The 14,865-nt window shown below is 48.2% G+C and carries 16 protein-coding genes and 1 tRNA gene; 2 read left to right on the forward strand and 15 right to left on the reverse strand.

Annotation, left to right across the window (positions count from 1 at the left end):
* Window positions 1–10: 10 nt before the first annotated feature.
* The 5 genes from H1R82_RS00740 to H1R82_RS00760 all read right to left on the reverse strand — a co-directional run bounded on the left by H1R82_RS00740 (window position 11) and on the right by H1R82_RS00760 (window position 5,172).
* Window positions 11–1,195, reverse strand: coding sequence for a phosphoglycerate kinase (locus H1R82_RS00740; RefSeq protein WP_181731423.1), 1,185 nt, complete (start codon window positions 1,193–1,195; stop codon window positions 11–13).
* Between the two features lie 115 nt (window positions 1,196–1,310).
* Window positions 1,311–2,315: a type I glyceraldehyde-3-phosphate dehydrogenase gene (gene gap, locus H1R82_RS00745; RefSeq protein WP_181731422.1), complete on the reverse strand. Its 1,005-nt coding sequence runs from the start codon at window positions 2,313–2,315 to the stop codon at window positions 1,311–1,313.
* 62 nt (window positions 2,316–2,377) lie between these two features.
* Complete coding sequence (locus H1R82_RS00750) at window positions 2,378–3,400, reverse strand: sugar-binding transcriptional regulator (protein ID WP_181731421.1); 1,023 nt, start codon at window positions 3,398–3,400, stop codon at window positions 2,378–2,380.
* Between the two features lie 150 nt (window positions 3,401–3,550).
* Window positions 3,551–4,912 carry an RNA polymerase factor sigma-54 gene (gene rpoN / locus H1R82_RS00755; protein ID WP_181731420.1) on the reverse strand — a complete coding sequence of 454 codons (1,362 nt, stop codon included), beginning with the start codon at window positions 4,910–4,912 and terminating at the stop codon, window positions 3,551–3,553.
* 185 nt (window positions 4,913–5,097) lie between these two features.
* A tRNA-Arg gene (locus tag H1R82_RS00760) sits at window positions 5,098–5,172 on the reverse strand.
* Window positions 5,173–5,315: 143 nt separating this feature from the next.
* Between H1R82_RS00760 and H1R82_RS00765 the strand changes: the two genes are divergently transcribed.
* Window positions 5,316–6,014 carry a creatininase family protein gene (locus tag H1R82_RS00765; RefSeq protein ID WP_181731419.1) on the forward strand — a complete coding sequence of 233 codons (699 nt, stop codon included), beginning with the start codon at window positions 5,316–5,318 and terminating at the stop codon, window positions 6,012–6,014.
* A gap of 411 nt (window positions 6,015–6,425) precedes the next feature.
* Entirely contained in the window at window positions 6,426–7,007 is a 582-nt protein-coding gene (gene clpP, locus H1R82_RS00770; protein WP_037997422.1) for an ATP-dependent Clp endopeptidase proteolytic subunit ClpP, read from the forward strand.
* 65 nt (window positions 7,008–7,072) lie between these two features.
* Here clpP and H1R82_RS00775 read toward each other — a convergent pair whose 3' ends face one another.
* The 10 genes from H1R82_RS00775 to H1R82_RS14520 all read right to left on the reverse strand — a co-directional run bounded on the left by H1R82_RS00775 (window position 7,073) and on the right by H1R82_RS14520 (window position 14,651).
* Window positions 7,073–7,435, reverse strand: a complete 363-nt coding sequence (locus tag H1R82_RS00775) for a hypothetical protein (RefSeq protein ID WP_181731418.1) — start codon at window positions 7,433–7,435, stop codon at window positions 7,073–7,075.
* Between the two features lie 79 nt (window positions 7,436–7,514).
* Window positions 7,515–8,168, reverse strand: a complete 654-nt coding sequence (locus tag H1R82_RS00780; RefSeq protein WP_181731417.1) for a hypothetical protein — start codon at window positions 8,166–8,168, stop codon at window positions 7,515–7,517.
* Between the two features lie 209 nt (window positions 8,169–8,377).
* Window positions 8,378–8,635: an HPr family phosphocarrier protein gene (locus H1R82_RS00785; protein ID WP_181731416.1), complete on the reverse strand. Its 258-nt coding sequence runs from the start codon at window positions 8,633–8,635 to the stop codon at window positions 8,378–8,380.
* Between the two features lie 16 nt (window positions 8,636–8,651).
* On the reverse strand, window positions 8,652–9,578 hold the full coding sequence (whiA, locus tag H1R82_RS00790) for a DNA-binding protein WhiA (protein WP_181731415.1): 927 nt from the start codon (window positions 9,576–9,578) through the stop codon (window positions 8,652–8,654).
* 15 nt (window positions 9,579–9,593) lie between these two features.
* Window positions 9,594–10,598 carry a gluconeogenesis morphogenetic factor MgfK gene (mgfK, locus tag H1R82_RS00795; RefSeq protein ID WP_232333922.1) on the reverse strand — a complete coding sequence of 335 codons (1,005 nt, stop codon included), beginning with the start codon at window positions 10,596–10,598 and terminating at the stop codon, window positions 9,594–9,596.
* Window positions 10,599–10,600: 2 nt separating this feature from the next.
* The gene (gene rapZ, locus H1R82_RS00800; RefSeq protein WP_181731621.1) at window positions 10,601–11,482 is read right to left on the reverse strand and encodes an RNase adapter RapZ; all 882 of its coding nucleotides are present in this window, start codon (window positions 11,480–11,482) and stop codon (window positions 10,601–10,603) included.
* Between the two features lie 34 nt (window positions 11,483–11,516).
* The gene (locus H1R82_RS00805; protein WP_309544760.1) at window positions 11,517–12,473 is read right to left on the reverse strand and encodes an ROK family glucokinase; all 957 of its coding nucleotides are present in this window, start codon (window positions 12,471–12,473) and stop codon (window positions 11,517–11,519) included.
* Window positions 12,474–12,642: 169 nt separating this feature from the next.
* On the reverse strand, window positions 12,643–12,954 hold the full coding sequence (locus tag H1R82_RS00810) for a thioredoxin family protein (protein WP_309544761.1): 312 nt from the start codon (window positions 12,952–12,954) through the stop codon (window positions 12,643–12,645).
* Window positions 12,955–12,973: 19 nt separating this feature from the next.
* Complete coding sequence (locus tag H1R82_RS00815; RefSeq protein ID WP_309544762.1) at window positions 12,974–14,197, reverse strand: tetratricopeptide repeat protein; 1,224 nt, start codon at window positions 14,195–14,197, stop codon at window positions 12,974–12,976.
* Window positions 14,175–14,651 carry a tetratricopeptide repeat protein gene (locus H1R82_RS14520; RefSeq protein ID WP_232333921.1) on the reverse strand — a complete coding sequence of 159 codons (477 nt, stop codon included), beginning with the start codon at window positions 14,649–14,651 and terminating at the stop codon, window positions 14,175–14,177. The genes H1R82_RS00815 and H1R82_RS14520 overlap by 23 nt, the downstream gene beginning before the upstream one ends.
* Window positions 14,652–14,865 lie beyond the last annotated feature (214 nt).

The following is a 14,865-nucleotide window of genomic DNA, read 5'->3' on the forward strand; positions in this document are numbered from 1 at the left end:
CAACCTCCTGTTATTGATCTTGTAGCACCGCCACTCCCGGTAATTCTTTTCCTTCCAAAAACTCCAGGGATGCGCCTCCGCCGGTGGAAATGTGATCGACCCGATCAGCCAAACCGGACTTTTTGATGGCTGCTGCCGAATCCCCGCCACCGATAATGGTCATGGCTTCGCTTTCTGCTACGGCTTCGGCCACGGCATTGGTTCCTTTGGCAAATTGATCAAATTCAAAAACGCCCATGGGGCCATTCCAGATCACCAGCTTGGACTCTTTCACAATCGACTTGTACCGTTCTCTCGTTTTGGGGCCGATATCGACCGCTTCCATGTCTTCGGGAATCTGATCAATATCCACTGTTTTCACCGTGGAAGGATTGGGGCCGAATTCATCGACAACCACCACATCCACCGGCAGTTCAAAGCGGACTCCTTTTTCTTCGGCTTTTTGCATGAATGATTTGGCCAATTCCACTTTATCCAGATCGAACAACGATTTTCCGATTTCATATCCTTTGGCATGAACAAATGTATAAGCCAATCCTCCGCCGATGATCAAATGGTCCACTTTATCCAGCAAATTTTCAATGACGCCGATTTTGTCTTTCACTTTGGCTCCCCCGATAATCGCCGTAAACGGACGTTTCGGATGGTTGAGCGCACCGCTTAACGTTTCAATTTCCTTTTGCAACAAAAGCCCGGCAACGGCCGGCAAATATTCAGCCACCCCGGCTGTGGACGCATGCGCTCGATGAGCGGCGCCGAAGGCATCATTGACGTACAAATCGGCCAGACGGGAGAAAGCTTTGGAAAGTTCCGGGTCATTTTTTTCTTCACCGGGATGGAAACGGACGTTTTCCAAAAGCAACACTTCTCCGTTCTTTAACGCCGATACTTTTTCTTCCACTTCCGGACCTGCCACTTCATCGACTTTGATCACCGGTTGCTTTAAGTATTCCGAAAGCCTTTCAGCCACTGGATTCAGACGCAACTCCTCCACCACTTTTCCTTTCGGCCGTCCCAGATGGCTGGCAAGCACGACTTTGGCACCTTGTTCCACCAAATGGCGGATGGTGGGAAGAGCCGCACGAATCCGGGTGTCATCGGTAATTTTTCCGTTTTGCAACGGAACGTTGAAATCCACGCGGCAAAACACGCGGATTCCGCGTACATCCACATCTTTGACTGATTTCTTGTTCAAGGGGACTCCCTCCTTAATGCATGAGAAAGAGGAGAAAGGTTCTCCTCTTTTCAGGTTCAATTCCGAAATCAGTATAGCATATTTTCAATTAGTATAACTTATTGATCTTTCAACTTTACAGACCTTTGCTGGCAATGTAGCTGGCAAGGTCCACAACGCGGTTGGAGTAACCCCATTCGTTGTCGTACCAGGAAACAACTTTCACCATGTTTCCTTCCAATACCATCGTGGACAGTGCATCAATGGTGGAAGAATGAGGATCACCGTTGTAGTCGACAGACACCAGCGGCTCTTCGGAATAGTTGAGGATGCCTTTCAATTCTCCTTCTGCCGCTTTGCGCAATGCTTCATTCACTTGTTCAACGGTGACTTCCTGATCCAGTTCGGCAACCAGGTCCACAACGGATACGTTTTTGGTCGGAACCCGCATGGCAAAACCATTCAATTTCCCTTTCAATTCAGGCAGCACCAAAGAAACGGCTTTGGCAGCCCCCGTAGTGGTAGGAATGATCGATTGACCCGCTGCACGTGCACGACGCAAGTCTTTGTGAGGCAGGTCCAAAATTTGTTGGTCGTTGGTGTAAGCATGGACAGTGGTCATCAAACCGCGGCGGATGCCGAAGTTCTCATGCAATACTTTGGCAAAAGGCGCAAGACAGTTGGTGGTGCAGGATGCATTGGAAATCACGTGATGGGAAGCGGCGTCGTATTTATCATGGTTAACCCCCATCACAATCGTGATGTCTTCCCCTTTGGCCGGAGCGGAAATGATCACTTTTTTGGCCCCGCCGATCAGGTGTTTGGCAGCGTCGTCCCGGTTGGTGAAACGTCCGGTGGATTCAACAACGATGTCCACACCATAGTCTGCCCATTTGATTTGGGCCGGATCGCGTTCAGCCAACACTTTGATTTCCCGTCCGTTGACGCTGAAGCCGTTTTCGGTGGCTGCCACTTCGCCGTCGAATTTTCCATGGACCGAATCATATTTCAAAAGATGAGCCAGGGTTTTGGAGTCTGTCAAATCATTGACAGCCACCACTTCCAATTCCGGATGATTCATCATGGCCCGGAAAACGTTGCGTCCGATACGGCCAAATCCGTTAATTCCCACTTTGATCATGGTAAAATTCCTCCTTGTTATCTATGCAAAGTATCACTGAGGACGGAACCGTCCAAGCGGTTTCATTCCAGCGACAAAATCGCTTTGGCGGCTCCCTCGTCAGTAATCAAAATATCTCTGGAAACCTTGGTGCTGATGGCCCGGATGGCTTCCGCCTTACTCGAGCCGCCTGCCACCGCAATGATATTTTTGGCATTGGCCAAATCATCCAACTTCAACCCCAGGGATTGCACACGGTAAACAATCTCCCCGTTGCGGTTGAAGTAATATCCGAAAGACTCCCCTACCGCCTGTTCACGTTGCAACTTGTCCAGGATGGCTTGGCTTGATTTTCTCCGTACTGCCATGGTCATAGCATTGCCAATCCCGTGAATGACAATGTGTGCTCTTTTGAGAGACTCCAGCACTTCCTGAATATGCGGTTCGCGAAGCAACGTTTGGTAAGCCTCATCGCTGACTTGATCCGGAACATGCATCATGCGGTAATGGCCTTTGGTTTTTTTGGCCATGAGCGAAGCAATGTAGTTTGCTTCCAATTCCACCGCTTCCCCGACCCCGCCCCGGGCCGGAACAAACATGGTGGATTTGAAAGCGGAAGACGGTATCATCATCTCCGCGACGGCCAACATGGTGCTCCCTCCGGAGACGGCAATCACCTGATCCGGTTCTGCAATTTTCCGGAGGAATCGCGCACAAGCCCTTCCCATTTCTTTTTTCACCCAATCCGACCGATCCGAGTCGCCGGGAACAATGATGACTTTTTTCAAGTTGAGGCAGGACTCCAAATCGCGCTCCAATTGATTGAGTCCAAACAGCTCTTTCATCATCGGTTCCATCTCGGACAACAAATCGGCTCCGCTTTCGGTCAGCCTCATGCCGCTGGAATCAACGGCTACCAAGTCCTGTGTCCTTAAAAAATCGACTTCGGCCCGAAGCACGCGTTCGGTGAAATCCAACACACCGGAAAGGCTCCGCCGTCCCACGGGTTGCATCAACTGAATATGCCGCAGTATTTCATACCGCTTATGCATAACCCTCAGCAAGTCAGGCAATAATTGTTTCTGCAAATTAAGTAGATTTTTCATCAAACCCCCACCATCGGGACGAAATATGTCCCGTGTAGAAAAAATCGTCCCAACCACTCCAAAAAAAATCCCCGTTACTGGGATCAGTTTTATTTTATCCTAAAAACACAGCCTTTGACAAGTTTCCTCCTGCCTGATTTTATTGAACATTTACAGAAAACGCTTTCGTTTTGCAGATGATGCGATTCCCATTTCATCCCGGTATTTGGCCACGGTGCGCCGGGAAATCGAAACCCCCTGTTCCTTCAACAGATCCGCGATCTTCTGATCGGATAACGGCTTTGATTTATCCTCGTTTTCAATCATTTGCCGGATTTTTTTCTGCACCGTACTTTGCGCCATGTCCACCCCGGTGTCGGTCTGTAAACCGGAAGGGAAGAAAAAACGGAACGGAAACAAACCGTTTGGCGTCTGCATGTATTTATGCTGGGTCGCCCGGCTGACCGTCGATTCATGGAGATCCACTTCTTCGGCAATTTGCTTTAATGTAAGCGGCTTCAAATGATCAACCCCGTGCTCGAAAAAGTCACGCTGCCTCTTCACAATGGCCTGTGCGACACGGTAGATGGTGTCTCTGCGCTGCTCAATCCCCTTCATCAGCCACAAAGCGGACTGCACCCAGTTTTTCAGATACCGGCTGACCTCTTCGCCCAACTCATCTTTTTGCCGCAACAATTGCTGATAATACCGGTTCACGGTCAGATTCGGCATATCCCTTTCATTCAGGAGGATCACGTATTCATCATCCATTTTCTCGACATACACATCCGGTGATACATAACGGGGAGGGGATGAATGAAATTGAAGACCGGGTCTGGGATTGCATGATTTAATCTCTTCCACCGCCCGATGCACTTCACTCAGATCCACTTGCAAAGCATCGGCAATCTTGCGCCATTTTGCATCCGCCACATTCTGCAAATGCTCCCGGGCAATGCGGATGGCCGTTTCATTGATGCGCTCCCTCCGGCGCAACTGCAACTCCACACACTCTCCCAGCGAGCGGGCACCCACACCGGCCGGCTCCATCGATTGAATCACTTTCAAACACTTCGCAAACATCCCGTCATCGATATGCAAGCGCTTACATGCTTCGCCGGAATCCAAATCCAAATATCCCTTTTCATCCAGATTGTGTATCAGATACAGACAAACCTTCCGTTCTTTTAAAGTCAGGGAATAATCACAAAGTTGCGCTTCCAATTCATCGGCCAGCGTTTGATATCCCGTGACAAAAGACTCAAACGACGGTTCATCCGATTCTTTCCGGTAACCGGTCCTGCTTTGCCGGGGCAAGTCACGCATATACTCCATCCACCGGTCCAAATCCGGCTCTTTTTTCTCTGCTTCGGAAACATTCAAAACCGGGTTTTCCATCATTTGGTCTTCTATATATTTGCGCAAATCGGTTGCGGAGAATTGCAAAATTTGAATCGCTTGGCGCAGTTCCGGCGTCATCACCATCTTCATCCGCTGTTCCTGAATCAAGCCAAAACCCACTTGCAGAGCCATTCTCTCATCCACCTCCGCCTTCATCATACATGCAGCTCAATAATTTCTTCAATAAACAATTTCATTTATATTTTATCATAATATACCATTCATCATTTTACGCTTTTTTTACCACTCTCTTCCTCGAAAAAAAGGGCAGAAAAACACAAAAAAGGTGCTTTTGTAAAAAGCACCTTTTCTTCTGATGGTGCGCCTACCAGGATTCGAACCTGGGCACCTGGTTCCGGAGACCAGTGCTCTATCCCCTGAGCTATAGGCGCTCGTTTTTCGAGTTGACGAAAGAAATTATATCACGAAAAAAATAATCATGCAAGATGTTTTTGGGAAAAACATTTCCAATTTCCGCAGGATGCTCTACACTAAACCCAGAATACATTTCAAAAAAGAAAAGGGGAGCGGAAACATGAACCCATTTCCAACATGGCCGGATTTCAAAGACAAGGAGCTGGCATTTTTTCCGATTGGATCCACCGAGCAGCACGGATGCCATTTGCCCACCAATACCGACAGCCTCATTGCGACCGCCATCGCCCAAAGGCTGGCAATGAAACACCAAGCATTTGTCGTTCCCACCCTGCCTTACTCTTGCTCCTTCGAGCATGCGGGCTTTCCCGGCAGCATTTCCCTCCGCATCAGGACGCTGTTCTCCATTGTCCAAGATGTGCTTTCTTCTTTGGAACAATCCGGGGTCAAGCGATGCGTCATCATCAACGGGCACGGAGGAAACAAACTGCTCGCCAACATCGCCCAGGAACTCAATCAAAGCAAAACCAGACTTTTGATTGCCCCGAGCCGGAAACACTGGGAACAAGCCTACCAAAAAGCGGGATTGTCATCCACCCCCTCGCAGGACATGCATGCCGGAGAAGGGGAAACTTCCATCTTGCTCCATTTGTTGCAGGAACAAGCGGTGCAATTGGAAAAAGCGGAAGATGTGGAAGTTTCCGACCGCCCCTTGCTGGAAGTTTTGGGAATGCAGGCTTATACCAAAACGGGAACCATCGGTTATCCCACCCGGGCTTCCAAAGAAAAAGGGGAAAGGTTGTTCAATGAACTGATCCGGCAGATTGACCAAACCGTGATGGAATTTCTGCAAATATGAACCCGGCAAAAAAACTTTTTGAAAAAATATTTTTTCTCTGCAACACTTTCTCTTTTCCTTACGTCTGTTAAGTAAATGGTCCTCCTAACCAGACTATTTGTTCCCAAAGCTTTTTCGTCACGTTAGAAAAGGCCTTCTCTGTTTCTAAATTCTGTTTATGGACGAAGTCCCAGCTTCGTCCTCCCCCTTCTTTTTCTTATGGGATTCCCCTTATGACATAAATCCCTTGTATTTCAGGGCCCTTGGCGGCCCTGTTTTTTTATCCGTCAAAATTGATTTGACCTTTTTTGACCTTTTGGGTATCATAAAAGTAAAGCAACATCTATGTGGACATGAACCTTACCAAATGAAAACCATCCTTGATCCTTGAAAGGGGGGAAGGGTGCCGGGCGATCCGTGCACCCCTGATAGATGAATTTAATCCCAATGGTTGTGGAACAAACCAATCGCGGTGAACGTTCCTATGATATTTATTCCCGCCTTTTGAAAGACCGGATTATTTTGCTTGGAAGCCCGGTGACCGACGAAGTCGCCAACTTAATCGTGGCTCAACTTCTCTTTCTGGAAGCCGAAGACCCGGAGAAAGACATCCATCTGTACATCAACTCGCCGGGCGGCTCCATCACCGCGGGAATGGCCATTTATGACGCCATGCAATACGTCAAACCGGATGTCTCCACCATCTGCGTGGGATTGGCCGCATCCATGGGCGCATTCCTGCTGGCCGCCGGGAAAAAAGGAAAACGGTTTGCCCTTCCCAACAGCGAAGTCATGATCCATCAGCCGCTGGGCGGGGCGCAAGGCCAGGCTTCCGACATTGAAATCCGGGCAAAACGAATTTTGCGGACCAGAGACCGCTTGAACAAGCTGCTCTCCGAATTCACCGGGCAACCGTTGGAAAAAATTGAACGGGATACCGACCGCGATTACTTTATGAGTGCGGAAGAAGCACTGAAATACGGTTTGATCGACCAAGTCATGAAACACAAATAAGCTTTAAGCTTGGATACCAAAAGGCCTTGGGACAACCCAAGGCTTTTTTATGCTTTCCGTTCGGTTTAATAGGGCGTCTCCATCCACTTTTCCGGAGGGACAATTTCCACATGAAAGGGATTTAACGGCGTGGCCTCGTTCACTTTTTCATAAACCCGGTTGGCCAAATCCCGGTACTTCGAAGATGTAATGCGTTTTTCCGGCAAAATGTACATGATGATTTTTTGCTCTTTATACTCCACGCGGACATCTTCCACGCCTTCCACATCTCTGGCCACCTGTTTCATCTTGCTTTCCGGAAAGCTCACATTGGAGAAAGAGTGGCTGTCCTTGTCCAGCCCCTCCCGTTCCGAGGGCTTCTCAAAGCGTTGGCAGGCAAACAACATGACGGATAAAAGACAGAGAAAAAGACAAAAAAACCGCTTCACAAAGAACACCTCCCTTCCTAGTTTGATGAAGGAAAGCGTTCTTTATGCGCAAAAAAGCCGAAGCAACGGCTTCGACCTGTTATTCATAATCCTCTGCTTTCAACCTTTGTTCCGTCAATACCAGGCTACCCATCAGGATAAAATGGAACACCGCGGCCATGCCCGGAAATTTCAGGGCATATGCCAAACCGCCTCCGATCACGGTCAATACGATCCCTGAAATCAAAACGGGCCAGCGCAACTTTTTCCACACCAAATAACCGGAAATAATGAGCGGTATCATCACAAGCATCAACACAACCGGAAATTGGATCTGTTGCGGCACATATTGCACCACTCCGCTCACTTTTTTCGGGACAATTTCCACCCACAAAAAATTGGTGAAGATTCCGAGCACCGTCAAGAAAAAAGTATACAGGTGATACACAACATGGGTCACAAAGTATTCCGACCATTCAATACGGATACGCCGCATAATATCAAGGGATACATACACCAGCGTCGGGATCAGCAAAACATGAAGCAAATAACGGACAATGCTCAGCATCTCAAATAATTCGGATTGTCCCATCCAGATTCCAAGCGACAAAACAAAATTGTCATAAACGAATGCCAAAATGATGAATAAAACCCATGAAGTTCCCCAAAAAAAAGATTCCCGAAAGGAACGGAAACTCCAGATAAACAATGCCAGATATCCAATTGTCAAAACCGGATAAAGGAAAGCATCCATAATTTCCTCCAATCATATGTATCCTTCCAAGGGTTTCTCAGTCGGTTATCCAAACGTCCTCCCCTGATTTAATTCCATCATAGTCAAAATTTAACAATTCATACCCGGAAAATGTGACATGCTTTCAACGATTCCGTGTCATTTTTGACATTCTTTCCCATTTCATGAAAGCGGGCTTGTTTTCTTCCGAAAACGCCCGCTTCCTCTTTTTACTCCGGTCTGCTGACCAATTCCACCAGTTTTTCCACCGCTTCTTCCTCATCGGATCCTTCCGCGGTGATGGTGATTTCCGTACCGCGGGAGACCGCCAGGCTCATGATCCCCATGATGCTTTTGGCATTCACTTTTTTATTCCCTTTGACCACAAAAATCTCGGAAGCAAACTTGTTCGCTTCTTGCACAAACAAAGCCGCCGGTCGGGCATGAAGTCCGGTTTCCAACTGAACGGTTACTTTTTTTTCTACCATCAGAATCCTCCTTACTTCACAATTTCTTCGCAATTTCCTCCAATTTGCGGAGACGGTGGTTAATAGCCGACTTGCTGATCTTTCCATCCGGCAACAACTGGCCCAATTCCGCCAGGTTGGCTTCCGGATATTTCAAACGGGCTTCAGCGACTTCCCGCAATTTCTTCGGCAATTGTTCCAAACCGATTTCCCGGTCAATCCGTTTGATGTTTTCGATTTGGCGCATGGCAGCCTGGATCGTTTTGTTTAAATTCGCCGTTTCACAATTGACCAGCCGATTCACCGAATTTCTCATATCTTTCATGATGCGTGCGTTCTCAAATTCGAGCAAAGAAGGATGCGCGCCGATGATATTTAAAAACTCCCCGATTTTGTCCCCTTCTTTAATATAAACCACAAAGCCTTTTTTGCGCTCAATCACTTTGGCATGCAAATGAAACTGATTCATCAGTTCGCAAAGCGATTGACTATGGTCTTGGTAAGTCGATACAATTTCCAAATGATAAGAAGCACTGTCCGGGTTGTTCACCGAACCGGCGGCCAAAAACGCCCCCCTTAAATAAGCTCTTTTGCAGCAAGGCCGGCCAATGAGGGTTTGGGAAATTCCTTCGACCCTTTCCCATGAATTTTTCTTCATGATATGCAGTTCTTCCAAAATCCGGCTCGTGTCCGAAGTCAGGCGTATCAAATAAACATTGTTTTTCTTCAAGCGGACTTTTTTGCGCACCAACACCTCGGGATGAATCTGATACAAACTTTTGACCAAAGAAAAAATGTATCGCGCCGTCGACGGGTTTTCAGTCACAATATCGATCATGGGTTTTTTGTGCATAATGTGAACCGTGCCGTTCATCCGGACCAATGCCGACAGCTCAGCCGTCTTGCAACAAATCTCCGACTGAAGCTGTGTCAATTCTTTTTTGATCATCGCAGTAAATGACATAGAACATCCCTTCTTTTAACCACTTTGCCGCTTTTTCATGCGCTCATGTATCAAGCGGAAAATGTGTCCGCTGATCCGTTCGGCGTCATGGCGCAATACAGACTGATACAACAGCAAGTTATCGGCAACGACATGGCAGCCGAGACGGTGAATCTCTTTCATGTCCGGCAAAACCATCTTTTGGCCCCGTTCGGCATATTGCTGTTGGATGGCAAGCGGTGGGACCTCATTATTGATGATGGCCACATCAAACAAGCGTTCACCAACGTGATCATAAATGGCTTGGATGTGATCACTGGCAGAAAACCCGTCAGTCTCCCCGGGTTGCGTCATGACATTGCAAACATAAATCTTGCAGGCATCGGACTTGCAGATCATCCGGCTCATGTCTTTGACCAGCAAGTTGGGAAGAATGCTGGTGTACAAACTCCCAGGCCCGACCACGATGCCATCCGCCGCCTCGATGGCTTCCAACGCCTCGGGAAGGGGATGCGGATCAGGCGGGTTTAAAAAAACACGGCGAATCGGCTTTCCGGTTTGCGGAATTTGCGACTCTCCCTCGACAATGCTTCCGTCCTTCATTTCCGCCATCAACACAACATCCTGCTCACTGGCAGGGAGAACCCGCCCGCGCACCGCCAGAACGCGGCTCATTTCTTTGACCGCTTGCGTGAAATCCCCCGTGATTTCTTTCATCGCGGCGATCATTAAATTCCCCAATGTGTGCCCTGCCAAACCATCCCCGTTTTTGAACCGGTATTGCAAAACACTTTCCAACAGAGGTTCCGTATCTGCAAGCGCAATCAAAACATTACGGATATCGCCGGGGGGAGGCATCCGTAAATCATTGCGCAGCCGCCCCGAACTGCCTCCGTCGTCTGCCACGGTCACAATGGCCGTGATCTCAATGGGCAGCTTTTTCAAACCACGCAAAATAACGGACAATCCTGTACCGCCACCAATGCAAACCACACGCGGACGCCTAAATACATTCGAATTCAGGTTCTTCTTTGCCGACAATGCTATCCGCCTTTCTTCATGTCTCGATGTGCGATTCGACAATGCTCCTGTTTGTTGAAAGTCTGATACAAATGCTCTGCAATGGCCACAGAACGATGTTTTCCTCCCGTGCATCCGATTCCGATCACCAGTTGCGACTTTCCTTCCCGCGCATACCGGGGGATCAAAAACTCCAACAAAGTCGTCAACTTCTCCAGAAACTGTTTGGTTTCCGCCCACTTCATGACGTATTCGGCCACTTCGGGGTCCCGTCCGGTTTGCGGACGAAGGGAGTCAACATAATGGGGATTTGGCAAAAAGCGCACATCGAAAATAAGATCAGCATCGATGGGGATGCCATGTTTAAATCCAAAGGATACAAAGGTCACCATCATCTTGGCCGAATCTTTTTCCGAAATCATGACGGCGATTTTTTCCTTCAGCTCGGAAGGCTTCAAATCACTCGTATCGATGAGATAGTGTGCACGGCCCTTGATTTCTTCCAACAACTTGCGCTCTTTCAAAATGGCATCTAACGGCGTGCTGCCGGGATAAAGCGGATGGCGACGCCTCGTCTCCTTAAACCTTCGGACCAGTGTGTTGTCATCAGCGTCTAAAAAGATAATCCGGGGATGAATCCCGTGATTTTTCACCAACAGATCCAGTGAATCAAGCAAAGAAGAAAAAAACTCACGGCCTCTTAAGTCAATCACCACAGCCACTTTATGGTATTTGCTCTTCGATTCTTTCAGAAGCTCTGCAAATTTGGGCAGCAAGATCGGCGGCAAATTGTCTATGCAAAAGTAGCCTTGATCTTCCAAGCTTTGCATCGCTACGGACTTTCCAGCTCCGGACATACCGGTGATGACAACCATATTCACTTCTTGTTTTTTTTCCACGGCCATCACCTCTGAGGCAACCATTTCCTCTTATTATACATTATTTTCTTGTCCTTGCTAAAAGACCCGCAGCCCCGATGAATCCGGCTTGGTTGCCCAACCGCGCCAACTCAATCCGCACGCCTTGGCCAGCATTTTGTTGCACCTGCTTCCGGTAGTGGTTTTCCAAAGGCTTCAGCAAAGCATCCCCCGCCTTGGAAACACCGCCTCCGATGATAAACAGCGAAGGATTTACCACGACCGAAAGAATGGCCATCGCCCGGGCAAGCGCATCAACGGCCCTTTCCACCGTTGTCTTGGCCAGGGAATCTCCTTTTTCCGCTTCGGCGAAAATTTCTTTGGTTGACAATGTTCCGTTTTGAAGCGGAAGAACAAGCGAAGAGGTTTCCCCCGCCTCCACCGCTTCACGAACCAGCCGGACCATTCCGGTCGCCGATGCGATCGTCTCCAAACATCCGGCTCGTCCGCAGTTACACAACACCCCGTCCGGATCAATCGGAATATGCCCGATCTCCCCGGCAATGCCCCGGGCTCCGTGCAAAAGCTTGCCGCCGGCAATAATGCCTCCGCCCACACCGGTTCCGAGTGTGATCAACACCACATTTTGTTCGCCGGCACCGGCACCGGCCCATACTTCCCCAAGCGCGGCAACATTGGCATCATTATCAATCTTCACAGGAACTCCAAACGCCGACTCCAGCTGGTCACGAATCGGGACATCCCGCCAACCCAGGTTGGTCAAATACTTGACAACACCGCCGGGTATATCGAGAAAGCCAGGCAAACCCACACCCACTCCCCCGATTTCCTCCCACGGCACCCGGGCCTCTTGGGCCAAGTCCTGTGTATGGCGTACCATCCGGCGAATAACGCCGTCCGGGCCTTCTTCTTTTAGTGTAGGTTTTTCTATATCTTTGATCACATTTCCGTTCTGATGAACCAATCCGATTTTCATATTGGTTCCACCCAGATCGATTCCGACGAAATACTGCTTCACGTCCACACCCCTCATCGTTCCGGCTGGATTGATTCTTTTTTTCAAAATGTTTCAATAGCTATATTTTTATTCATTTTATAATATCATGATTAATTTATGTCATCAATGTAGAACTAAACCGCCGGCAAACACCGGCGGTTTAGGATTCCAAATTCGAAGCTTTTCCTTTTTACACCTGGCTCAAAAAGCTTTCGATTTGTTCTTTTGTCTTGGCATGGCGACTCGGCAACCGGTCGACTTCTTTTCCGTCACGATAAACGATAAAGGTCGGGATTCCTTTTACATTGTATTCATCGGCAATTTCCCTGGATTCATCCACATCCAGCTCTGCAAATTCAAACCGCCCGGAAAAGCGTTCGGTGATCTCAGGCAAATCGGGCGCGATCCGTTTGCAATCAATACACCACTTTGCACTGAATTCCACCACTTTGTCCCCTTCTGCAATAAAGTCGTGAAAGCTTCCTTTGCCCACTTTTTTCACAACGATCCCTCCCTTTTCCTCAGGAAAAACATTCTTTGGCGATGGTTTCCAACTGTTTGGCAAGCCGGGATACCGTTGACATGGATACTTCATATTTTTTGGCCAGTTCACGCTGCGTCACGGCCACCCCGTGATATTTTGCCGTCAAATATTCCAGAGCCGCCGCCCATCCTTCCACTTTCCGGACTACCGAAAAGTCACGGTTTCTTGCAGCCCATTCGAACCACAACCGCTCGATCTCCTTACAGAGATGGGCGGTGGATGTTTCCTGAACATGCTCCAGACAGCATTCCAACACTTTTTTCCACTTATGATTCACTTCAATGACCGAAGGAAGGGTTTCTTCCGTTTCTCCGCTTTCCGTGCGGCTCAATTCGCGAAGCACCATTTGCGCCAACTCTTTCAATTCTTCGTCTTCTTCCGGCTGTGACACAAACTGCTTCAACAACTGTTTCACTTCATCATCCGAAAACCAGGTCAAAAACTTGATGACCTGCCTTTTCGTTTGATGATCGCCCCGGCTCAAAGCCCAGAAAAAAGCAGAGCGCAAAAGCAGATTGCTCTGTAATTGCTTGACAATCTCCTCATTGGGTCCGAACAGTTCCATCCGGTTTAATTGTTCTTCAAAAGGAAGCTGGTAATGATAAGGGAGCTTTGGCGGTTGATCCAGCTTTACCCATTGGTCCATATGTTTGTAATAGAAAGCCGCAATCGCTTCCCTGCCTTCGAGATTCATTGCCTTTTTCCAATATTGCCGGGCTTTTTCAAAGAGACCGCAGTTCCAAGCCGCAACCGCCGTGTAATGGTAAAGTCCGGGTTCCTGAATCCCGTCAACTTTCAAAAGGCGGGAAAACAATGCGTACGCCACTTCATGTTCTCCCAAAATTCCCAGCGTGGTTGCCAATTTATAAGTATTTTCCTGATGAAACGGAACCAGTTTTTTCAACATATCAATAATGGCCCGTTCCTTTTTTTCGTCACCGAGATTCCGGGACAAAACCGCCAGATTGCACAATGCATGCAGATTATTGGGATCGATCTTCAGCACATGTTCAATCAATCCCGTCGCCTTTTCCAAGTCCCCCGTGTAATAATAAGCCAACGCCAGATTGTTTTTCGCCGCCAAAAACTCCGGATGCGCCTCGGAAATTTCTTCGAGCAGCTGTATGGCCTGCAGAAATTTCCCTTCTTCCAAATAACCGCGTGCTTTTTCATGATCCTCAACATAACCGGGCTGGTTCACCGGCTTCCATTCTTTTGGGGGGACGTCCGAGCTCCTGGGCAATCATGTAAAGCATTTCTTCTGCTTCTTCTGCAAAGTCTCCGTAAGGGTCCCGGCTCAAATATTGCAACAAGTATTCTTCGGCCAGTTCCAAATCGCCCATGTTGGCCGCGTTATTCGCCATATAAAACCAGCATTCATATAAATCAGGATCCACTTCTTCCAAAACGGACATCAGCACTTGATTGGACTCTTCAAAGCGCCCCAGTTCCGAAAGAATGCCGGCCAGGTTGCAGTGATTCACCGGATTTCCCGGTTCCTTTTCCGTCGCCAAACGAAAATATTTGACCGCTTTGTCGTAACGGTGGCGGTCAAGGTAATATAAAGCCCGTTCAAAGAAAAAACCGGCATCCATCCGCAAACGGATGACCTTTTTATTTTTTTGGCGGTCTGCTCCGGCCTGTGATTTTCTCATGAATTTCCCCTCCACCCAGCACAATGTTTTCGCCAGGCTGGTGTGTGGTTTTTTGGTAGTATACCAAATTCGTATCATTCTCAGGGTGCTTGTCAACGATTTGACATAAAATGATGCAAATACAGAAATAAATTTCAAAACCCGAACAAGAAAGCCATGAAAGAAGTTGTTTCATTATTTTATTCAATTATAGCGCAAACACAAGGGGATCACC

Source organism: Thermoactinomyces intermedius (assembly GCF_013912365.1).
GTDB classification, from domain to species: Bacteria; Bacillota; Bacilli; order Thermoactinomycetales; family Thermoactinomycetaceae; genus Thermoactinomyces; species Thermoactinomyces intermedius.

What these genes read in the sequence shown, in the direction of transcription:
- H1R82_RS00750 (WP_181731421.1), bottom strand. Translation starts at nt 3,400, where the DNA reads ATGAAAAATCTACTTAATTTGCAGAAACAATTATTGCCTGACTTGCTG.
- gap (WP_181731422.1), bottom strand. Translation starts at nt 2,315, where the DNA reads ATGATCAAAGTGGGAATTAACGGATTTGGCCGTATCGGACGCAACGTT.
- rpoN (WP_181731420.1), bottom strand. Translation starts at nt 4,912, where the DNA reads ATGGCTCTGCAAGTGGGTTTTGGCTTGATTCAGGAACAGCGGATGAAG.
- H1R82_RS14520 (WP_232333921.1), bottom strand. Translation starts at nt 14,651, where the DNA reads ATGAGAAAATCACAGGCCGGAGCAGACCGCCAAAAAAATAAAAAGGTC.
- H1R82_RS00765 (WP_181731419.1), top strand. Translation starts at nt 5,316, where the DNA reads ATGAACCCATTTCCAACATGGCCGGATTTCAAAGACAAGGAGCTGGCA.
- clpP (WP_037997422.1), top strand. Translation starts at nt 6,426, where the DNA reads ATGAATTTAATCCCAATGGTTGTGGAACAAACCAATCGCGGTGAACGT.
- whiA (WP_181731415.1), bottom strand. Translation starts at nt 9,578, where the DNA reads ATGTCATTTACTGCGATGATCAAAAAAGAATTGACACAGCTTCAGTCG.
- H1R82_RS00785 (WP_181731416.1), bottom strand. Translation starts at nt 8,635, where the DNA reads ATGGTAGAAAAAAAAGTAACCGTTCAGTTGGAAACCGGACTTCATGCC.
- rapZ (WP_181731621.1), bottom strand. Translation starts at nt 11,482, where the DNA reads ATGGCCGTGGAAAAAAAACAAGAAGTGAATATGGTTGTCATCACCGGT.
- H1R82_RS00780 (WP_181731417.1), bottom strand. Translation starts at nt 8,168, where the DNA reads ATGGATGCTTTCCTTTATCCGGTTTTGACAATTGGATATCTGGCATTG.